Source organism: Cupriavidus sp. FW305-F7, assembly GCF_058782875.1.
Genome location: NZ_JBYSYC010000008.1, coordinates 182,283 through 202,280, shown reverse-complemented (window position 1 = coordinate 202,280; position 19,998 = coordinate 182,283). Strand labels below are relative to the sequence as shown.

The window sequence follows — 19,998 nt, the reverse complement described above, 5'->3', positions numbered from 1 at the left end:
CGCACTTCAGGGCATCTTCGGAGGCAACATTCCTACACTTAACTGTGAGAGGTGCATTATGAGATCACCGTCGGGATGCCCAGTGTCCTCACCCCGCCCGCAGGCTTGGGAATGTCCACCGCACGCACCGCCTGCGGGATGTACTGGCCGACCAGCAGCGCCGCTTTGACGCTCGGCCAGTGCACCTTCAGCCAGTCGCGCAACGCCGTCACTTCCAAGGCATCCACCCCGGCCGCGCCACCGTTGCTGACCACCTTCCGGTACGCCAGCCACATGTTGCCCTTCTCGACCACCGCTTCCATCAGCGATGGCGCCTGCGCTTTCGTTTGCCCGACAGCCGCCGTGCCAGCCTCCGCACCCCCATCGGCCCCAGGCAGGTTCCGCCCGCCTTCCTCCGCTGTGGGCTGCACTCGTTCGTGCATTTGGGCTTCGTCGGTTCGCATCGAGGTCTGTCGTCCTAATCGCGCTCGTTCATGTTCGGCCCTTCAGTGCCAACCGCGCACCTAGTATGGCCTCTGCTGACTTCTGCACCGCCATCCCAACACCTCTCGACGTCGGTAGCACCATGGCAGCGATGCAGATCTCCCCGGGTATGACGCACTCACCTTCACGCTTATGCCTGTCGGATTTACGCCGTATCGTTCCGCGCAAGTACTGGGCTTTGGCAATTTGGGCTACCTCACCCCGATACGTCGCCTCGTATCCGCTTCCTGTTCGTCAGGCCAGCGCTTTGCCTCGGACTTCCTTCAGACTCCCGGTCGCCCGGGAAACCCTTGTCTCTGGCTAACACTTCCCCTTGCCGGGCGTGTAGGGGACTCCCACCCCCAAGTCAGTGCGCCCTGCCGGGCGCACCCAAAGAAAAACGGCCGGGAAATCCCGGCCGTCTCGGCTCAATCAGTGTGCAGCGCTGTTGCTCAGGCAAACCCCGCCTGATGCGCCTGTTGGTCAGCATGGTACGAGCTGCGCACCATCGCGCCCACCGCAGCGTGGGTGAAGCCCATCTTGTAAGCCTCTTCCTCGAACATCTTGAACGTGTCGGGATGCACGTAGCGCAGCACCGGCAGGTGGTGGTTCGACGGCGCCAGGTACTGGCCGATGGTCAGCATGTCGATGTCGTGGGCGCGCATGTCGCGCATGACCTCGAGGATTTCCTCGTCGGTCTCGCCCAGGCCCACCATCAGGCCGGACTTGGTCGGCACGTTGGGGTTGCGGCGCTTGAATTCCTGCAGCAGCTTGAGCGAGTGCGCATAGTCCGCGCCCGGGCGGGCCTGCTTGTACAGGCGCGGCACGGTTTCCATGTTGTGGTTCATCACGTCCGGCGGGCACGCCTGCAGGATGTCCAGCGCCTTGTCCAGGCGACCACGGAAGTCGGGCACCAGCACTTCGATGCGGGTAATGGGCGACAGCTCGCGCGTCTGCGAGATGCAGTCGACATAGTGCTGGGCGCCGCCATCACGCAGGTCGTCGCGGTCGACGCTGGTGATGACCACGTAGTTCAGCTTGAGCTGGGCGATGGTGCGGGCCAGGTTGCCCGGCTCGTTCACATCCAGCGGATCGGGGCGGCCGTGGCCGACGTCGCAGAACGGGCAGCGGCGCGTGCACTTGTCGCCCATGATCATGAAGGTGGCGGTGCCCTTGCCGAAGCATTCACCGATGTTCGGGCAGCTGGCTTCTTCGCACACCGTCACCAGGTTGTTGGCGCGCAGAATGTCCTTGATCTCGTAGAAGCGTGAGCTGCCGGTGGCGGCCTTGACGCGGATCCAGTCCGGCTTCTTGAGCTTTTCGGCCGGCACGATCTTGATGGGGATGCGTGCGGTCTTGTCGGCCGACTTCTGCTTGCGGGTCGGGTCATACTGCTCCGCGGGGGACTGCGGGGCTTCGCTGGAAGTGGCGATCAGGGCGTCGCTCATACATTTCTCCGCACGCGCTCAGCGTGCATTTCGCTTTTGACTAGGAGGCCAGGGCCGTCTCACCCGGCTGCTTTGCTTCAGCCGGGGCGGCAGTTCCTTCGGCAGCCAGCGCGCGGGCTTCATGCGCTGCCAGCACCTCGCACAATGCTGCCGCCAGGCGCTGTGCGATTTCCGGTTGTTGTGCCGCGGTCACGGGCAAGGGGTCGCCGTTGGCATCCGCCGCCGCGAAGGTGGCGCCCGCGCTGGCCATGTCGACTGTTTCCAGCCCGGCATAGCCGCAGGGATTGATGCGCAGGAACGGCGACAGGTCCATCTGCACGTTGAGGCTGACGCCGTGATAGCTGCAGCCGTTGCGGATCTTGAGGCCGAGCGCGGCAATCTTTGCGCCCTGGTGCGGCCCGTCGGACAGGTAGATGCCGGGGGCGCCGGGCTTGCGTTCGGCTGCGAGATTATACGCCGCGAGCGTGTCCAGCACCGCCTGCTCGATGCTGTGCACCAACTCGCGCACCATCAGGCGGCGGCGGCGCAGATCGAGCAACAGGTAGGCCACGACCTGGCCGGGACCGTGATATGTGATCTGCCCGCCACGATCGATCTGGACGACGGGAATCTGGTCGTCCGGGGCCAGCAGGTGCGCGGGGTCGCCCGCCTGGCCCAGGGTATAGACCGGCGGATGCTCGACCAGCCAGACCTGGTCGGGCGTCTCGGGCGTGCGTGCGGCGGTGAAGGCGCGCATCGCGTCGAAACACGGCTGATAGTCCTCGCGGCCGCGTTCGATGACTTGAATCGGATGCATGGCGAGAGTGTAACGAAAAGGGCCGGCTTGCGCCGGCCCTGCCTCGGTCACTTCTGCTGCCCGCTCAGGGCGTCAGTCCGGAGGGAATCGTCCGATGCGTCACGCGACCAGACCAGGCGCAGATGCCCGCGGTCGCGATGTGATGTGGACGATGCTCCGTCAGCCTTTGCCTCAGGATGCGGTGACCTGGTCCTGGTTCGGCGTCCACTCCGTGCCTCGAACCAGGCGGCGCAGGCTGCGGTACACCAGGTGCGGCACGTCAGCGAGCGCCAGCGCCGGGCGGCGCGCTTCCGCGATCAGGGCGAGGCGCACCGGGTGCAGCGCACGCGGGTCTACACTCAGCACCACCTCGTCACCCGAGCGCAGCAGCAGGCTGCCGCCACAACGCAGCCAGTAGTCCTCTGAATCTTTCTCGCGGGTCAGCCATACGTCGGTGCCGCGGGCCTCTTCGACATGCAGGCGCTGGGCAGCATGCACCGACAGCGTGGTGACTTCGCCAGGATTCAGTGTGAACACGGTCGTTGTGAGCACGGTTTTCATGGTGGTTCTCCGTTCAGCCGGCCTCGGCGGGAATACGCTAGGCGCAGTACGAATTCGCGGCGGGCCACCGGAACTGGCCCGGCAAGGGGACCAGGCCAGTTAAATCCTACGAATATCGCCGTGAAGTAAATAAGTACTGCGGGGGCCGGTGATGGAATATTAGTGATTGCCCGGCCACTATCAAAACGATATATTTTCCTTGTTCTTGTTAGACAAATTCACATACACACGACCGCCTGGAGACCACCATGGCCTGGAAGAGCGCCTGGGAAAAGGACCTGCCGCGCGGCTGGCACCGCGAACTGCCGCGCCTGCCGGCGCTGACCGCGCTGCGCGCCTTCGAGGCCGCGGCGCGGCACGAGAGCTTTTCGCGCGCGGCCACGGAGCTGTTTGTCACGCACGGCGCGGTCAGCCACCAGATCCGCGCGCTGGAAGAAGAACTGGGCATGCCGCTGTTCGAGCGCCACGGCAAGCGCGTCGCGCTGACGCCGTCGGGGCGCCTGTATGCCGAGCGCGTGCGTGACGCGCTGCTGCAGATCGCCGATGCCACGCGCGCGCTGCAGGCCGGCAACCGCGACAAGCGCCTGACCATCAGCACCATGCCGTCGTTTGCCGCGCGCTGGCTGACGCCGCGCATCGGCAGCTTTATCGAGCGCCACCCGGAGCTGGATGTCGAGCTGCTATCGTCGAACACGCTGGTCAACTTTGCGCATGAGGAAGTCGATATCGCGCTGCGCATGGGCAGCGGCGACTATCCCGGCCTGTATGTGGAACGGCTGCTGGACGACGTCTTCTTCCCGGTCTGCAGCCCCGGCTTCAATGGCGGCCGCCTGCCCGAGCGGCCGCAGGACATGGCCGGCCTGCCGCTGCTGCGCGGCGAGGGCGATCCGTGGAAGCCGTGGTTCGAGGCCGCCGGGCTGGATTGGCCGGAACCGCGCAAGGGGCTGCTGCTGGAAGATTCCTCGCTGCTGCTGCAGGCCGCATCCGAAGGCCAGGGTATTGCGCTGATCCGCTCCTCGCTGGCCTACAACGACCTGCTGGCCGGGCGCGTGGTGCGGCTGTTCGATGTCAGCATCGCCTGTCCCTGGCTGCTGTACTTCGTATGCGCGCCGGGCTCATTGAACCTGCCCAAGGTGCAGGCGTTCCGCGGCTGGCTGCTGCCCGAGATCGAGCGCTTCCGCGAGGTGCTGGCGCAGTGGGAGTGAACTAGTCTTCCGACGCTTCGTCGGCGTCAGCAGGATCGGCGGCCGCCGCGTCTGCTGCCGGCCTGGCGCGCGCCCGGCCGGCCCGCGGATGGGCCTTGTCGTAGACCTTCGCCAGGTGCTGGAAATCCAGCGCGGTATAGACCTGCGTGGTCGAGATGCTGGCATGGCCCAGCATCTCCTGCACCGCGCGCAGGTCGCCCGACGACTGCAGCACGTGGGTGGCAAACGAATGCCGCAGCATATGCGGATGCACATCGGCCGGCACGCCGGCGCGCAGCGCCTGTTGCTTGAGCCGCAACTGCACCGTGCGCATCGACAGGCGCCGCCCGCGCGGGCCGAGGAACAGGGCGTGCGCATCTTCCGGCAAGGCGCCGGGGCGCAGCAGCGTGTCGCGCACCGCCAGCCAGTCGCGCAGCGCCTCGACGGCCTTGCTGCCGACCGGCACCGAGCGCTGGCGCGAACCCTTGCCGGTCACGGTGACTTCCGCCCCGGCCAGGTCGAGCCAGCCGCTGGAGCGGTAGCCGTCGGCATCGGCATAGCGCAGGTCCAGCTGTACCAGCTCGGACAGCCGCAGCCCGCTTGAATAGAACAGCTCATAGACCGCATGGTCGCGCAGTGCCTGGGCATCCGTGCCAGCAGGATGCGCGACGAGTGCCACCGCGTGTTCGACCGACAACGCCTTGGGCAGCGCGTGGCCCGAGCGCGGCGCGCGCACGCCGTCGACCGGATTCACCGTGACGCCATGGCCGTGGCGCGCCGCCCACTGGAAGAAACCGCGCCAGGCCGACAAGGTGCGCGCGATGCTGGTGCCGACCAGCCCGGCGCCATGCAGCCGCGCGGCAAAGTTGCGGATATGGTGGGTCTGCAGTGCCAGCAGGGCCACGCCAGGCGCGTAGCGCGCCGCGTGCCCCTGCAGCACGCGCAGGTCGCGGCTGTAGCTGGTCAGCGTGTGCTCAGCCAGCTTGCGGCTGCCGCGCAGCCAGTCGAGGTAGCGCGTGACCAGCGGCTCGGGTGCCGGCGGCGGGGTGTCGCTGGCAGGCGCGACATCCGCAACCACGCTGCGGGGCGGCCGGCGTGCAGTCATGGCGTCAGGCGTGGGCCGCCGCGCCTCAGTCGCGCAGCCGGTGCAGCGCGGCGCCGGCGACTTCGCCGATCTGCGACAGGTAGGCGGTGCCCATGCCTTCGTGGAAACGGCGCGGATCGGGCGAGCCCAGCACCAGCAGGCCAAAGGCTGCGCCGCGCACGTCGGCACCGGGCTCGGCATCCCCCGCGCGCACCGGCACGCGCAGCGTCACCATCGCCAGCGAGGTGATATCGTCGCGCTCCAGTAGCCCCGCCGCCTCGAAGCCGCCGTTGCTGCCGCAGTACGGCGCACGCAGGCCTTCGGCAAAGATGCGCAGGTCTTCGCTGGCGCCCTGCGCCACTTCCATATGGACGTATTGCTCGGCCACGTCCCACAGCCTGAGCGCCACCGCCGGCACGTCGAACACCTGCTGCAGGCCGTCCTGCACCGCATAGGGCAGCGCGTGCGAATCGGCTTCGGCCAGCAGGCGCAGCTGCCAGGCATGCATGCGCTGCTGGGTGCGGTCGTTGTCATGGCCGTGGCGGACCAGGTCCGCCAGGCGCAGCTCAAGGCCCTTGTTCTTCTCGCGCAGGATTTCCATCTGGCGTTCCTGCAGCGACACGGCGCGGTGGCTGTGCGGGCTGGTCAGCTGCACCGCGGCCAGCAGCTCGGCGTGTTCTTCGAAGAATTCGGGGTGGCTCTGCAGGTAGGCGGCAACGTCTTGGGCGTTCATGGGGCGTGGACCGGTAGAGGTAAAGTGGGTGGCAGTTTAGCAAAGGGGGCCGGCGGCACAGCCGCGGCCCCCTTTTTACGCCGGCTGCGCTACGTCTGGATCAGCCGCTTCTGCCGCGAAATACTCATCAGAATGCCGATGCCCGCGCCCAGCGTCACCAGCGCGGTGCCGCCATAGCTCATCAGCGGCAGCGGCACGCCCACCACCGGCAGGATGCCGCTGACCATGCCCATGTTGACGAAGGCATAGGTGAAGAAGATCAGCGTGATCGATCCCGCCAGCAGCCGCGAGAACAGCGTCGGCGCATTGGCCGCGATAAACAGGCCGCGGAAGATCAACAGCAGATACAGCACCAGCAGCACCGCATTGCCGATCAGGCCGAACTCTTCCGAGTACACGGCGAAAATAAAGTCGGTGTGCTTTTCCGGAATGAACTCCAGGTGCGTCTGCGTGCCCTTGAGCCAGCCCTTGCCCTCGACCCCGCCGGAGCCGATGGCGATGATCGACTGGATGGTGTGGAAGCCCTTGCCCAGCGGATCGCTGGTCGGGTCCAGCAGCGTGCAGATGCGGTGCTGCTGGTAGTCGTGCAGCACCGGCCAGTTCACGCCCGGCGCGCACATATCGTTCTGGAACGTGATCAGCAGCGTGACCGCCACCACCAGCAGCCCCAGCAGCGGCAGGATCAGCTTCCACGACAGGCCCGCGAAGTAGATCACGTACACGCCCGCGGCCATCACCAGCAGCGCCGTGCCCAGGTCGGGCTGCTTGGCGATCAGGCCGACCGGGATCAGCAGCAGCACCAGCGCCACCACGAAGTCGAACCACTTGACCACGCCCTCGCGCTTCTGGAAGTACCACGCCAGCATCAGCGGCATCGAGATCTTCATGATCTCGGACGGCTGGATCACCATGCCGACATAGAGCCAGCGGCGCGCGCCCTTGCGGATCAGCCCGAACATGGCGACCGCGATCAGCAGCGCCACCCCGACCGTGTAGATCGGCACCGCCACCCGCATCAGCGTCTGCGTGGGCAGGTAGGCGATCACCATCATCACCACATAAGACAGCAGGATATTGCGCAGCTGGTCCTCGACCCGGCCCGGCATGTCGATGGCGGCCGAGTACAGCGCCACGATGCCGGTGGCGAACAGCAGGAAGACGATCAGCGAGAGTGGTTTGTCAAAACCGGTCAGCGCGGTCTTGATCAGGGACAGGACGCGGCGTCGATCCATGCGCGTCTCCTTCAGCGAGTGGCGTCGGCACCGCTGGCTGCCTTGGCAGCCACGGGCTTGACGCGTGGTTTGGGCGCGGGCGCCTTGGCCGGCACGACCGGCACGGAAGCCGGCGGCACCTTCGGCTTGCTGTGGCCCAGCGCCTGCAGCATGCGTTCATCCAGCGTCTGCACGGCCGAGGCCGGTGCGATCGCGGCCGGGTCCAGCGCCGCCGCGATCGCGTCAGACGCCGCGGCGTGCGCGCCCGAGGCCGCGGCCACCGCGCTGGCGGCCGCGCCGCTGGCCGGTGCGCTACCGCCCGACATCACGGTAGCGCTGGCGATGCTGGCAGTCTGGCCGGTGGTAAACACGCTCGGCGTGGCCACCGGCGGGCGGCCCGCCATGCGCTCGGCTTCCGGCGGAGCGATGGCTTCCAGCTCTGCCGGCCATTTGCCGGTCAGGTAGTAGTCCATCACCTTGCGCGCGATCGGCGCGGCCACCGCGGCGCCGAAGCCGGCGTTCTCGACGATCAGCGCAATCGCGATCCTCGGGTTGTCCGCTGGCGCGAAGGCCGTGTACAGCGAGTGGTCGCGCTTGCGCTCGTCCAGCGCGTGGTGGTTGTACTTCTCGCCCTTGCCCAGGCTGTAGGTCTGCGCGGTGCCGGTCTTGCCCGCCGATTCATAGGCCGCACCGGCGAACACGCGCGCGGCCGTGCCGGAGTGCGTCACCGCCACCATGGCGCGCTTGATCACGTCGATATCGGCCTGCTTGAGCGGAATGCGATAGCTTTCCTTTGGCACCGTCAGCGTGCGCTTGCGCGTGACCGCGTCTTCCACGGCCTTGACCAGGTGGGGCTTCATCACGCTGCCGTTGTTGACGATGACCGAGGTGGCCTGCGCCAGCTGCAGGATGGTGAAGCTGTTGTAGCCCTGCCCGATGCCCAGCGAGATGGTCTCGCCGTCGTACCACTTCTGCTGCTCGGGCTTGCGGTACGCGCGGCGCTTCCAGTCGGTCGACGGCAGGATGCCGCGGCTTTCGCCCTCGATGTCGATGCCGGTGATCTGGCCGAAGCCGAGCGGCTTCATGAAGTCATGGATGCCGTTGACGCCCATGTCGCGCGCCAGCGCGTAGTAGTAGGTGTCGCACGATTGCACGATCGAGCTGTGCATGTCGACCCAGCCGTGGCCGCCCGGCTTGTCGTCGCGGAAGGTATGGTTGCCCAGCGTGAAGAAGCCGGGATCGTGCATGCCCCAGGCCGCGGTGCGCTTGCCGGTGGTCAGCGCCGCCAGCGCCATGAACGGCTTGTAGGTCGAGCCCGGCGGGTAGGTGCCCCTGAGGGGCCGGTTCAGGAGCGGCTTGTCGGGCGAGTTGTTGAGCTCATTCCAGGTATTGGTGTCGATGCCTTCGACGAACAGATTGGGGTCGTAGGTCGGCTTGGAGACAAAGGCCAGGATGTCGCCGGTGGCTGGCTCGATCGCTACCAGCGCGCCGCGGCGGTCGCCGTAGAGCGCCTCGGCCAGCTGCTGCAGGCGGATGTCGAGCGACAGGATCAGGTTGTTGCCGGGCGTGGCGGGTGAGGTCGAAAGCGTGCGGATGGGGCGCCCGCCCGCGCTCACTTCCACTTCCTCGAAACCGGTCAGTCCGTGCAGCTCGCTCTCGTAGCTCTGCTCCAGGCCGATCTTGCCGATGTAGTTGGTGCCCTTGTAGTTGTCGGCATCCTTGCGCGGATCGTACTTGGCGCCCTCGGCATCGTTGGCCTCGTCCATGGCCTCGATGCGTTCCTGGTCGCGCTGCGAGATGCGGCCGAGGTAGCCGATCACGTGCGAGGCCGACTCGCCCAGCGGGTACTGGCGGAACAGCCGCGCGCGCACGTCCACGCCCGGGAAGCGAAAGCGCTGCGCGGAAAAGCGCGCCACTTCCTCGTCGGTCAGCTGGCTGCGGATCGGCAGGCTTTCAAAGCTGCGCGACTCTTCCATCAGCCGCTTGAAGCGGCGCCGGTCGCGCGGCTGGATATCCACCAGCCCGGACAGGCTCTCGATGGTGTTGTCCAGCGTATCGGTCAGCTTGGACGGCGTGATCTCCAGCGTGTACGCCGAATAATTGCGCGCCAGCACGAGCCCGTTGCGGTCCATGATGATGCCGCGGTTGGGCTCGATCGGCGCCACCGAGATGCGGTTGTCCTCGGCCTTGGCCGAGTACTGGTCATGCTTGTACCACTGCAGCCACAGGAAGCGCGTGAACAGCAGGCCAAAGCAGATCACCGTGAACAGGGCCGCAGCCGCCACGCGGATGCGGAAGCGGCCGATTTCCAGTTCGACGTTGCGGATTTCGGTCATGGTACTGCGTAGGCCAGGGATGAGCGTTTAGGTGCGGTCAGATGCGTGCGGCGTCAGATCGGACGCGTCTCGTCGACATCGCTCGAACGGCGCTGCGGCGCCAGCAGCAGGCTGGTGGCCAGCGGCCACAGCAGCGCCTCGATCGCCGGCGCCAGCAACAGTGGCCAGCCCGGCAGCGGCGCGCCCATGGCCAGCCGGATCAGCACCGGCACCGCATGCACGATGAACAGCAGCGGCAGCACGTGCAGCGCCTGGGTATAGACGGTGAACCACAGCACGCGGCGGTGGATGGTGATAGCAAAGTAGGCCAGCAGGGTGTAGGCCAGCGCGTGCTCGCCCAGCAGCCGGGCATCGTGCACGTCCATCAGCAGGCCCAGCAGGAAGGCCACGCCCATGCCCACCTTGCGCGGCTGGTGGATGTTCCAGAACACCAGCACCAGCGCCACCATGTCGGGGACCCACAGCGTGGTGCCCCAGGGCATCAGGTTGAACAGGAACGCCAGCACGAAGCTGAAGGCGATAAAGGCGGGATTGACCGGCCGCAGCAGGTATTGGGGATTGGTCACCGTGGTGCCTCCTTGGCGGGCGCGGCCTTGGCAGCCGCCGCGCTGTCGGCGGCTGCGCGCGCCGCGGCGGACTTGGCGCCCCTGACCGGCGCCTCCGGCTTGGCCTCGACCGTTTCGCGCGCGGGGATGGCCGCGTCGTAGCGCACCACCAGCAGCTGGCGGTGCGCGCGCACGCCGGCCACCGGCTCGCAGTACACGCGCGAGAACGCGGTATCGGCCTTGCGCTCGATATGGATGATCTTTGCCACCGGCAGGCCCGGCGGGTAGGTGCCGTCCAGGCCAGAGGTCACCAGCAGGTCGCCCTGCTGCAGGTCGGCGGCGGCGGCCATGAAGCGCAGGTCCAGCTGGCCCGCGCGCGCGCCGCCGAAGGCCACGCTGCGCAGGCCGTTGCGCACCACCTGCACGGGGATGGCCTGGTCCTTGTCGGTCAGCAGCGTCACCTCGGACTGGAACGGCGACACGCGCGTGACCTGCCCCACCACGCCGCGCTCGTCGATCACCGGGTAGCCGGCACGCAGGCCGTGCTGGCTGCCCTTGTCGATCACGATGCGCTGGCTGTAGGGATCGCGCGCGTCATACAGGATCTCGGCGGCCGTCACCGGCGTGGCCGACTGCTGCGCCAGCCCGAGCAGCTTGCGCAGCTGGTTGTTCTCGGACTCAAGCTGCGCCTGGCGCACCGCGGCCTGGGCCTGCTGCACGGCGTTCTGGCGCAGTTCGCGGTTCTCGGTGGCGAGCATCGCCGACGACTGCGCGTAGTCGAACATCGTGCGCAGCGCGTCGCGCGGCGTCAGCACCAGGCGTTCGACCGGCATCAGCACGGTGGCGGCAACCTGGCGGCCCACGCTGAGCGCGTCGAAACGGGCATCGACCACCAGCAGCGCCAGCGCGATGGTCACGTACAGGACCAGCCTGGCGACTGCCGAGGTGCCTTGCTTGAAGAGCGGCGGAGGGGAGTAATCCATTTACCCGAACAAAGGCCGGAGCCCACGCGGAAACGCCCCGCCGCCCGCCGTGCCGCGCCCGAGGCCCTTGCGGGGACGGGAGCGGCACAGTCGGGCGGCGGGAGCTGCCGGGGCCTGGCCCCGGCGGATGAGGCGCCGCGACACCGCCCTGATCGCTGGATCCGGCAGGCCGCGCATCGCCACGTGAGCGTCCTTCTTACTCGTAGGAGAAGATGCTGCCGAGCTTGTCCATGCGTTCCAGCGCCATGCCGGAGCCGCGCACCACGCAGGTCAGCGGGTCTTCGGCCACCAGCACCGGCAGGCCGGTTTCTTCGGCCAGCAGGCGGTCCAGGTCGCGCAGCAGCGCGCCGCCGCCGGTCAGCATCATGCCGCGCTCGGCGATGTCGGCGCCCAGTTCGGGCGGGGTCTGTTCCAGCGCGATCTTCACCGCCGACACGATCTGGTTCAGCGGATCGGTCAGGGCTTCCAGGATTTCGTTGGAAGACACCGTGAAGGCGCGCGGGATGCCTTCGGACAGGTTGCGGCCCTTGACTTCCATCTCGCGGACCTCGGAGCCCGGGAAGGCCGAGCCGATTTCCTTCTTGATGGCTTCGGCGGTCTGTTCGCCGATCAGCATGCCGTAGTTGCGGCGGATGTAGTTGACGATGGCCTCGTCGAACTTGTCGCCGCCCACGCGCACCGAACCCTTGTAGACCATGCCGCCCAGCGAGATGATGCCCACCTCGGTGGTGCCGCCACCGATATCCACCACCATCGAGCCCGACGGCTCCGACACCGGCAGGCCGGCGCCGATCGCGGCCGACATCGGCTCCTCGATCAGGTACACCTGGCTGGCGCCGGCGCCCAGCGCCGATTCGCGGATGGCGCGGCGCTCGACCTGGGTCGAGCCGCACGGCACGCAGATGATGATGCGCGGGCTCGGACGCAGCAGCTTGCTGTCGTGCACCATCTTGATGAATTGCTTGAGCATCTGCTCGGTGACGGTGAAGTCGGCGATCACGCCGTCCTTCATCGGGCGGATCGCCTCGATATTGCCCGGCACCTTGCCCAGCATCTGCTTGGCTTCCTTGCCCACCGCCGTGATGGTTTTCTTGGCGTTGGGGCCGCCTTCCTGGCGGATCGCGACGACCGAGGGCTCGTCCAGCACGATGCCCTTGTCGCGCATGTAGATCAGCGTATTGGCGGTGCCGAGGTCGATCGCCAGGTCGTTGGAGAAGTAGCTGCGGAGAAATCCGAACATCAGGAATCCTGTCTGTGGTGGTGTTCGCGGGTAGGCGAAGCGGCCGGCACCGCGGGCGGTCCGGCCACGAAATACGTTGTGTTGAATACGGAATGGTTCCCGGCTTCCCGGTCCGCCCGCCGTCCGGCACGGGGCCTGCCCGGGCCGGGATGGGATTGGGAACGGCACCGCCGGCGCACTGTGCGCGCCGGCACTACGGGAACCTTTGATTAGACCCCGCGGAAAAGTTCGCGGAAATGTGCAGGCACCGGCGCACAATGTCGTTGACATGCGACATGCGCTGGCCGGTTGCAGAGGCCTAATCAGAGGACCCAGGTTCGCCCTTCGGGCGCCTGTGGATGCCAGGCGCAGGCGTGCCGGCCAACGGCCGCTTTGCGGCCATGTGACGTGGGCGTTGCCAAGGGTCGGTAACTCGCAATGATACCTTATAATTCCTGCTGCTTCGGGCGTTTACGGCCTGAAAATACCTGTAATTCCGACGACTCCGGGGCGCCACTCCGGCGCCCCCGGTCAGGCCACGGGCCGTGCGACTCAGCCGCCCCATGAGCCAGCCGCCGGCGCAGCCCGCGCCCCCCGCATCCGAGCATCCGAACCACCACGCCATGGCCCTCGCTCTATCCGACGTCAAGCGCATCGCCCACCTGGCCCGCATCGAAACCAGCGATGACGAGGCCGCCCAGACGCTTGCGCAGCTGAACAACTTTTTCTCACTGGTCGAGCAGATGCAGGCGGTCGACACCACCGGCATCGAGCCGCTGGCCCACCCGCTGTCTGCCGTGCGCGACATGGTCCAGCGCCTGCGCGAGGACGTGGTCACCGAATCCGACCGCCGCGCCGACTACCAGCGCCCCGCGCCGGCCACCGAAGACGGCCTGTACCTGGTGCCCAAGGTCATCGAATGACCGCCGCCCGGCCCGGACCCGACGCACCCGTGCATGCCTGTCCGCCGCCGGCCACCCGCCAGTACGCTACCCCTGATGCCAACCGACTGTCATGCCCTTTTCCGCTGATTCCGTGACCTCCCTGCGCCAGCTTGCCGATGCGCTGGCCGCGCGCTCCGTCTCCGCCGAGGAACTCGCGCGCGAGTACCTGGCCCGCATCGAGCAGGCCGCCGCGCTCAACGCCTTTATCCACGTCGATGCCGAGCGCACTCTGGCCCAGGCGCGCGCCGCCGATGAACGCCGCGCCCGCGGCGAGGCCGCGCCGCTGACCGGCGTGCCGATCGCGCACAAGGACGTGTTCGTCACGCGTGGCTGGCGTGCCACCGCCGGCTCGAAGATGCTGGGCAACTATGAAAGCCCGTTCGACGCCACCGTGGTCGAACGCATGGGCGCGGCCGGCATGGTCACGCTGGGCAAGACCAATATGGACGAGTTCGCGATGGGCTCGTCCAACGAGAACTCGCATTTCGGCCCGGTGCGCAACCCGTGGGACACCAGCCGCGTGCCCGGCGGCTCGTCGGGCGGCTCGGCCGCAGCAGTCGCTGCGGGCCTGGCCCCCGCCGCCACCGGCACCGACACCGGCGGCTCGATCCGCCAGCCGGCGTCGTTCTCGGGTATCACCGGCATCAAGCCGACCTACGGCCGCGTGTCGCGCTACGGCATGATCGCCTTCGCCTCGTCGCTGGACCAGGCCGGCCCGATGGCCCATAGCGCCGAAGACTGCGCGCTGCTGCTCAACGCCATGGCCGGCTTCGACCCCAGGGACTCCACCAGCATCACGCCCGCGCAGGGCGGCGTGGACGAGGACTACACCCGGCTGCTGGGCCAGCCGCGCGCCGGCGCCACCGCCGAGCGCCCGCTGGCCGGCCTGCGCATCGGCCTGCCGAAGGAATACTTCGGCAAGGGCCTGTCGGCCGACGTCGAGCAGGCCGTGCGCGCTGCGCTGGCCGAGTATGAAAAGCTGGGCGCCACGCTGGTCGAGGTGACGCTGCCCAAGACCGAGCTGTCGATCCCGGTGTACTACGTGATCGCGCCGGCCGAGGCCTCTTCCAACCTGTCGCGCTTTGACGGCGTGCGCTACGGCCACCGCGCGGCCGAATACCGCGACCTGCTCGACATGTACAAGAAGAGCCGCGCCGAAGGCTTCGGCGCCGAGGTCAAGCGCCGCATCATGGTCGGCACCTATGTGCTGTCGCACGGCTACTACGACGCCTACTACCTGCAGGCGCAGAAGATCCGCCGCATCATCGCCGACGACTTCCAGCGCGCCTTCGCCCAGTGCGACGTGATCATGGGGCCGGTGGCGCCGACGGTGGCGTGGAAGCTGGGCGAGAAGACCTCGGACCCGGTGCAGATGTACCTGGCCGACATCTTCACGCTGTCCACCAGCCTGGCCGGCCTGCCCGGCATGAGCGTGCCGTGCGGCTTCGGCGAAGCCGGCATGCCGGTGGGCCTGCAGCTGATCGGCAACTACTTCGACGAAGCACGCCTGCTGCAGACCGCGCACGCGTTCCAGCAGGCGACCGACTGGCACCTGCGCCGTCCGGGCAAGGCATGAACATGACCGCACGCTCCTCGCTGACCCTGCGCCTGATGGCCGCGGCCGCGCTCGCCGCGGCGGTGGCCGGCTGCATCCCGCTGCCGGGCGGGCTGGGACGGCCCGCGCCTCCGGCTCCGATCGCCAGCCGCAACATCGACCTGGCCGGCGATTGCCGCCGCACCGAGGAAGACGGTTTCCGAGAAGATGCCCAGCTGCGCGTGTCGGACAACAGCGTGCAGCAGCTGTCGTGGAAGCTGTGGGTAGGCAAGCGCGGCTCGTGCAGCTTCAACCTGGCGGACTTCCGCCAGGTCCAGAAGAAGCCGCATATCGAGCTGCGCGCCAATGACGGCAGCGGCTGCAAGCTGATGGTCTGGCAGGACCCGCGCCGCGTCACGCTGGCGCACGCCAATTGCCAGCAGCGCTGCACCCCCGGCATCTACGAAGAAGCCTGGCCCGTGATGTTCGAGCCGGGCAGCGGCGCCTGCGCCCGCACGCGCTGAAGCCACCGAAGCCAGTCATGACCCACGCACCCGCCACCCCGCAACGCTCACTGTGCGCCGCCCGCCCGGCGGTGGCGGTGCTGCGCGCCGTGGTGGCACTGGGGCTGGGCGCATGGCTGGCCGGCGCATCCGCGCATACACCGGACCTGCCCGCCCCCGCGCTGGCACAGCCGGCGCCGCTGACGCCTGCCGGCGTGCTGGCGCCGAATGCGGTGAGCCGGGCCGCGCCAGGGTCTGCGGTAACCGCATCCGTGCCCGCGCAGCGCGTCGAGCTGCGCGGCGATGCGGCCACGCCCGCGCTGACTGCCTACTGGTTCCTGCCGCGCGAAGGCATCAGCCAGCGCGCACTGCCCGTGGTAGTGGCATTGCACGGCTGCGGCGGCCTGCTGTCCGCGCGCCCCTCGCGCGCGAGCGCGGCAGGCGCCGCGGGAACCGACAAGGCGGACGTTTCCGGACTGCTGCAGCAACGCTACCGCGAATACGCACACTGGCTGACCGAGCGCGGCTATGCCGTGCTGATGCCCGACAGCTTCAGCGCGCGCGGCAGGCCCCACGGCATCTGCTCCGACCCCATCGACACGCGCGGCATCGACGACCGCACGCGCCGCGCCGATGCGCTGGCCGCACTGCGCTGGGTGGCGCAGCAGCCGGCGGTCGACACCGCGCGCATCGTGCTGCTGGGCTGGTCCAATGGCGCACAGGCGGTGCTGGCCACCGTCGATGCCAGCCGCCCGTGGCCGGCCGGCACGCCCCAGGTGGAGCGCGCCGTGGCGTTCTACCCGGGCTGCAAGCGCGCGGTGCAGCAGCACAACTACCGCCTGCGCGCGCCGATGCTGCTGATGATCGGCGGCGCCGACGACTGGACGCCCGCCACCCGCTGCGCCATGCTCCAGAGCGCGGTGCTGGCGCGCCAGCCGGGCGCGCGCTTCCGGCTGGAGATCTACCCGGGCGCCTACCACGGCTTTGACGGCACCAGCGAGCTGCATATGCGCCGCGACGTGCCGGCAGGCATACGCAAGACCCAGGGCGTCACCGTCGGCGGCGATGCGGTTGCCCGCGTGGCCGCGCTGGCCCAGCTCGACTCATGGCTTGCCAGCCCCGACCCTTGAGGACCGGGGCAAGACCAGACTGAACCCCGGAGCGGCGCCGCCGCTCCACCGCAACAGACAGAACCGAACAGGAATACCGCCATGCAATGGGAAGTGGTGATCGGCCTCGAAACGCACGCTCAGCTTTCGACGGCCTCCAAGATTTTTTCCGGCACCTCCACCGCCTTCGGGGCCGAGGCCAATACGCAGGCCTCGCCGGTGGACCTGGCGCTGCCGGGCGTGCTGCCGGTGCTCAACAAGGGCGCGGTGGAGCGCGCCATCCAGTTCGGCCTGGCGATCGGCGCCACCATCGCGCCGCGCAGCATCTTTGCGCGCAAGAACTACTTCTACCCCGACCTGCCCAAGGGCTACCAGATCAGCCAGTATGAGATCCCGGTGGTACAGGGCGGCACCATCACCATCCAGGTCGAAGGCAAGAAGGGCGAGTTCTACGAGAAGACCGTCAACCTGACCCGCGCCCATTTGGAAGAAGACGCGGGCAAGTCCCTGCACGAAGACTTTGCCGGCATGACCGGCATCGACCTGAACCGCGCCGGCACCCCGCTGCTGGAAATCGTCACCGAGCCCGACATGCGCAGCGCCGCCGAAGCCGTGGCCTATGCCAAGACGCTGCACTCGCTGGTGGTGTGGCTGGGCATCTGCGATGGCAACATGCAGGAAGGCAGCTTCCGCTGCGACGCCAACGTGTCGGTGCGCCCGCTCGGCCAGAAGGAATTTGGCACCCGCCGCGAGATCAAGAACCTGAACTCGTTCCGCTTCCTGCAGCAGGCCATCGAGTACGAAGTGCAGTGGCAGATCGCCGAGATCGAGGACGGCCGCAAGATCCAGCAGGCCACCGTGCTGTTCGACCCGGAAACGGGCGAAACGCGCGCCATGCGCACCAAGGAAGACGCGCACGACTACCGCTACTTCCCCGACCCCGACCTGATGCCGCTGGAGATCGACGCGAGCTGGGTCGAGCGCGTGCGCGGCGAGTTGCCGGAGCTGCCGGCAGCGATGCAGGCGCGCTTTGTCTCGCAGTACGGCCTGTCGGCCTATGACGCCACCACGCTGACCGCCACCAAGGCCTTCGCCGCCTACTACGAGGCAGTGGTGGCCGACGCCGGTGCCGCCAACGCCAAGCCCGCAGCCAACTGGCTGATGGGCGACGTGGCCTCGCAGCTCAACCGCGAAGGCATCGCCATCGATGCCGCGCCGGTCACGCCGGCGCAACTGGCGAAGCTGCTGACGCGCATTGCGGACGGCACGGTGTCGAACAACACTGCCAAGAAGGATGTGTTCCCGGCGATGTGGGCCGGCGAGCATGGCGGCGATGCCGATGCCATCATCGCGGCCAAGGGGCTGAAGCAGATGTCGGACAGCGGCGAGCTGGAGAAGATCATCGACGACGTGCTGGCGGCCAACGCCAAGTCGGTCGAGGAATTCCGCGCGGGCAAGGAGAAGGCGTTCAATGCGCTGGTCGGGCAGGCGATGAAGGCCACCAAGGGCAAGGCCAATCCGGCGCAGGTGAATGAGCTGCTGAAGAAGAAGCTGGGGTAATGGGAAAAGGGCGGGCTGACAGCCCCAGCGAACCGCCAGCGGCAGGCGTATCCTACTGGCCTGCCCTAAGCATCAGGAGATCCCCATGAGCTGGTCCGCCCACCAATACGTCGCCTTCGAAGACGAACGCACCCGCCCGGTCCGCGACCTGGTGGCTGCCATCCCCAATCAGACCGCGCGCAGCGCGGTGGATATCGGCTGCGGGCCGGGCAATTCCACCGAGGTGCTGCTGGCGCGCTATGCGGGGGCGTCGGTGACCGGGCTGGACAGCTCGCAGGACATGGTCGACGCGGCGCGCAAGCGCCTGCCCGACGTGCAGTTCCGCGTGGCCGACATCGGCGCCTGGGACGAGGCCGGGCCCTATGACGTGATCCTGGCCAATGCCGTGCTGCAGTGGCTGCCTGACCACGCCAGCCTGTTCCCGGCACTGGTATCCAGGCTCGCTCCCGGCGGCACGCTGGCCGTGCAGATGCCGGACAACCTGGAAGAACCCGCGCACCGGCTGATGCGCCAGGTGGCGGCGGATGGCCCGTGGGCCGAAAAGCTCGCCGGCGCCAGCAAGGCCCGCGCCGAGCGCGCCCCGGCGCAGTGGTACTACGAGCTGCTGCGCCCGCTGTGCCAGCGCGTGGATGTATGGCTGACCACGTACCACCATCCGCTGGCGGGCGGCCCAGCCGCTGTGGTCGAGTGGTTCAAGGGCAGCGGCCTGCGCCCCTTCCTGCAGCCGCTGGACGAGGCCGAGCGCGCCGCCTACCTGGCGCGCTACGAAGCCGAGATTGCCAAGGCGTACCCGGCGCTGCCGGACGGGTCGGTGCTGCTGCCGTTCCCGCGCCTGTTCATCGTCGCGACACGCTGAGGCCCTACGCAGGCTTGTGGCAGACCGCTTCGATGTTGTGCCCGTCCGGGTCCAGCACGAAGGCGCCGTAGTAGTCGGAATGGTAGTGCGCGCGGATGCCCGGCGCGCCGTTGTCGCGCCCGCCCGCGGCCCGCGCCGCGCGATAGAAGGCATCGACGGTCTCGCGGCTGTCCACGCGGAAGGCCACGTGCAGCGGCGGCTGGTTGGGCGTGCCGCGGTGGATCCAGAAGTCGGGTTGCCCCGGCGGGCCGAAGCCGGCCACGTCGGTGCTGCCGGTGACGCTGGCCGGGAACTCCTTGTCCAGCACATAGCCGATGGCGCCCAGCGCCGCCTGGTAGAAGGCGCGGCTCTTGCCGTAGTCGCTGACGCTTACGCCGGTGTGGTCGATCATGGGTCGCTTCCTTTCAAGGGTGGGAGGGCGCTCAGGCCAGGTCCAGCACGCTCATGGTGGCGTTCAGGCGGCTGACCAGCACGGATTCACCGTGGACCTCGGCAAAGACATCCGCCTCCACCACGATGATCGCGCGGCCGGACTTGAGCACATCGGCACGGCAGCGCAGCCGTTCGCTGCGCACGGCCCTGAGCAGGTTGATCTTGAACTCCGCGGTGACCACGTGCTGGCCTGCCTCCAGGATGGTCGATGCCGCCGCGCCCGCGGTGTGGTCCGCCATGGTGGCCTGCACGCCCGCATGGACGATGCCGCCATGCTGCAGGTGGCGCGGCGTAATGGCCAGCGTGGATTCGCACCAGCCTGGCCCGCAGTCCGCCAGCGAGATGCCGACGTCGTTGACGAAGGCGGTCTGGCGGAAGCCCGCCTCGATGGTGTCGCGCAGCAAAAGCCGTTCCTGTTCGGTGGTCATGGCTGTTCCTTGTCGGGTCACTGCATCACCGGGATGTGCGCATTGCAGCGTGAAGGCACGGGGCTGTCAACCATCCATGCGTCTTTTACGC

20 protein-coding genes are annotated in these 19,998 nt (G+C 68.1%); 7 read left to right on the top strand and 13 right to left on the bottom strand.

Features of this window, described 5'->3' with window-relative positions:
* Positions 1–56: 56 nt before the first annotated feature.
* The 4 genes from AC3WL8_RS10390 to AC3WL8_RS10375 all read right to left on the bottom strand — a co-directional run bounded on the left by AC3WL8_RS10390 (position 57) and on the right by AC3WL8_RS10375 (position 3,246).
* Positions 57–443 carry a hypothetical protein gene (locus AC3WL8_RS10390; RefSeq protein WP_492378249.1) on the bottom strand — a complete coding sequence of 129 codons (387 nt, stop codon included), beginning with the start codon at positions 441–443 and terminating at the stop codon, positions 57–59.
* Between the two features lie 471 nt (positions 444–914).
* Positions 915–1,910: a lipoyl synthase gene (lipA, locus tag AC3WL8_RS10385; protein WP_013955210.1), complete on the bottom strand. Its 996-nt coding sequence runs from the start codon at positions 1,908–1,910 to the stop codon at positions 915–917.
* A 40-nt stretch (positions 1,911–1,950) separates the two neighbouring features.
* Positions 1,951–2,706: a lipoyl(octanoyl) transferase LipB gene (lipB, locus tag AC3WL8_RS10380; protein WP_013955209.1), complete on the bottom strand. Its 756-nt coding sequence runs from the start codon at positions 2,704–2,706 to the stop codon at positions 1,951–1,953.
* 171 nt (positions 2,707–2,877) lie between these two features.
* A complete protein-coding gene (locus AC3WL8_RS10375; RefSeq protein ID WP_013955208.1) occupies positions 2,878–3,246 on the bottom strand; it encodes a DUF2917 domain-containing protein in 369 nt (122 codons plus the stop codon).
* Between the two features lie 248 nt (positions 3,247–3,494).
* On the opposite strand from AC3WL8_RS10375, the gene AC3WL8_RS10370 reads away from it, so the two are divergent.
* Positions 3,495–4,451, top strand: coding sequence for a transcriptional regulator GcvA (locus AC3WL8_RS10370; RefSeq protein ID WP_013955207.1), 957 nt, complete (start codon positions 3,495–3,497; stop codon positions 4,449–4,451).
* A 1-nt stretch (position 4,452) separates the two neighbouring features.
* Here the strand turns inward: AC3WL8_RS10370 and AC3WL8_RS10365 are convergent, their stop codons facing one another.
* From AC3WL8_RS10365 to AC3WL8_RS10335, 7 genes are all read right to left on the bottom strand, one after another.
* Complete coding sequence (locus AC3WL8_RS10365) at positions 4,453–5,535, bottom strand: tyrosine recombinase XerC (RefSeq protein ID WP_492378248.1); 1,083 nt, start codon at positions 5,533–5,535, stop codon at positions 4,453–4,455.
* A gap of 25 nt (positions 5,536–5,560) precedes the next feature.
* A complete protein-coding gene (locus AC3WL8_RS10360; protein ID WP_436220569.1) occupies positions 5,561–6,247 on the bottom strand; it encodes a DUF484 family protein in 687 nt (228 codons plus the stop codon).
* Between the two features lie 89 nt (positions 6,248–6,336).
* Entirely contained in the window at positions 6,337–7,479 is a 1,143-nt protein-coding gene (gene rodA / locus AC3WL8_RS10355; RefSeq protein ID WP_013955205.1) for a rod shape-determining protein RodA, read from the bottom strand.
* Positions 7,480–7,490: 11 nt separating this feature from the next.
* Positions 7,491–9,794 (bottom strand): penicillin-binding protein 2, encoded by a 2,304-nt coding sequence (gene mrdA / locus AC3WL8_RS10350; RefSeq protein WP_013955204.1) that lies wholly within the window; start codon positions 9,792–9,794, stop codon positions 7,491–7,493.
* 53 nt (positions 9,795–9,847) lie between these two features.
* Positions 9,848–10,360: a rod shape-determining protein MreD gene (gene mreD, locus AC3WL8_RS10345; protein WP_013955203.1), complete on the bottom strand. Its 513-nt coding sequence runs from the start codon at positions 10,358–10,360 to the stop codon at positions 9,848–9,850.
* Entirely contained in the window at positions 10,357–11,322 is a 966-nt protein-coding gene (gene mreC, locus AC3WL8_RS10340; RefSeq protein WP_013955202.1) for a rod shape-determining protein MreC, read from the bottom strand. Before mreC ends, mreD begins: the two co-directional genes overlap by 4 nt.
* A 196-nt stretch (positions 11,323–11,518) precedes the next feature.
* Positions 11,519–12,562 carry a rod shape-determining protein gene (locus AC3WL8_RS10335; RefSeq protein WP_008648066.1) on the bottom strand — a complete coding sequence of 348 codons (1,044 nt, stop codon included), beginning with the start codon at positions 12,560–12,562 and terminating at the stop codon, positions 11,519–11,521.
* Between the two features lie 602 nt (positions 12,563–13,164).
* Between AC3WL8_RS10335 and gatC the strand changes: the two genes are divergently transcribed.
* From gatC to tam, 6 genes are all read left to right on the top strand, one after another.
* Positions 13,165–13,464 (top strand): Asp-tRNA(Asn)/Glu-tRNA(Gln) amidotransferase subunit GatC, encoded by a 300-nt coding sequence (gene gatC, locus AC3WL8_RS10330; RefSeq protein ID WP_035819367.1) that lies wholly within the window; start codon positions 13,165–13,167, stop codon positions 13,462–13,464.
* Between the two features lie 91 nt (positions 13,465–13,555).
* Positions 13,556–15,061, top strand: coding sequence for an Asp-tRNA(Asn)/Glu-tRNA(Gln) amidotransferase subunit GatA (gatA, locus tag AC3WL8_RS10325; protein WP_153954995.1), 1,506 nt, complete (start codon positions 13,556–13,558; stop codon positions 15,059–15,061).
* Positions 15,058–15,543 carry a hypothetical protein gene (locus AC3WL8_RS10320; RefSeq protein WP_492378247.1) on the top strand — a complete coding sequence of 162 codons (486 nt, stop codon included), beginning with the start codon at positions 15,058–15,060 and terminating at the stop codon, positions 15,541–15,543. Before gatA ends, AC3WL8_RS10320 begins: the two co-directional genes overlap by 4 nt.
* Positions 15,544–15,560: 17 nt before the next feature.
* On the top strand, positions 15,561–16,652 hold the full coding sequence (locus tag AC3WL8_RS10315; RefSeq protein ID WP_211980522.1) for a dienelactone hydrolase family protein: 1,092 nt from the start codon (positions 15,561–15,563) through the stop codon (positions 16,650–16,652).
* An 81-nt stretch (positions 16,653–16,733) separates the two neighbouring features.
* The gene (gatB, locus tag AC3WL8_RS10310; RefSeq protein ID WP_211980521.1) at positions 16,734–18,191 is read left to right on the top strand and encodes an Asp-tRNA(Asn)/Glu-tRNA(Gln) amidotransferase subunit GatB; all 1,458 of its coding nucleotides are present in this window, start codon (positions 16,734–16,736) and stop codon (positions 18,189–18,191) included.
* An 85-nt stretch (positions 18,192–18,276) separates the two neighbouring features.
* A complete protein-coding gene (gene tam / locus AC3WL8_RS10305) occupies positions 18,277–19,047 on the top strand; it encodes a trans-aconitate 2-methyltransferase (protein ID WP_013955196.1) in 771 nt (256 codons plus the stop codon).
* Positions 19,048–19,051: 4 nt separating this feature from the next.
* Here the strand turns inward: tam and AC3WL8_RS10300 are convergent, their stop codons facing one another.
* Positions 19,052–19,438 carry a VOC family protein gene (locus AC3WL8_RS10300; protein ID WP_492378246.1) on the bottom strand — a complete coding sequence of 129 codons (387 nt, stop codon included), beginning with the start codon at positions 19,436–19,438 and terminating at the stop codon, positions 19,052–19,054.
* A gap of 31 nt (positions 19,439–19,469) precedes the next feature.
* Entirely contained in the window at positions 19,470–19,907 is a 438-nt protein-coding gene (locus AC3WL8_RS10295; RefSeq protein WP_492378245.1) for a PaaI family thioesterase, read from the bottom strand.
* Positions 19,908–19,998: the final 91 nt, after the last annotated feature.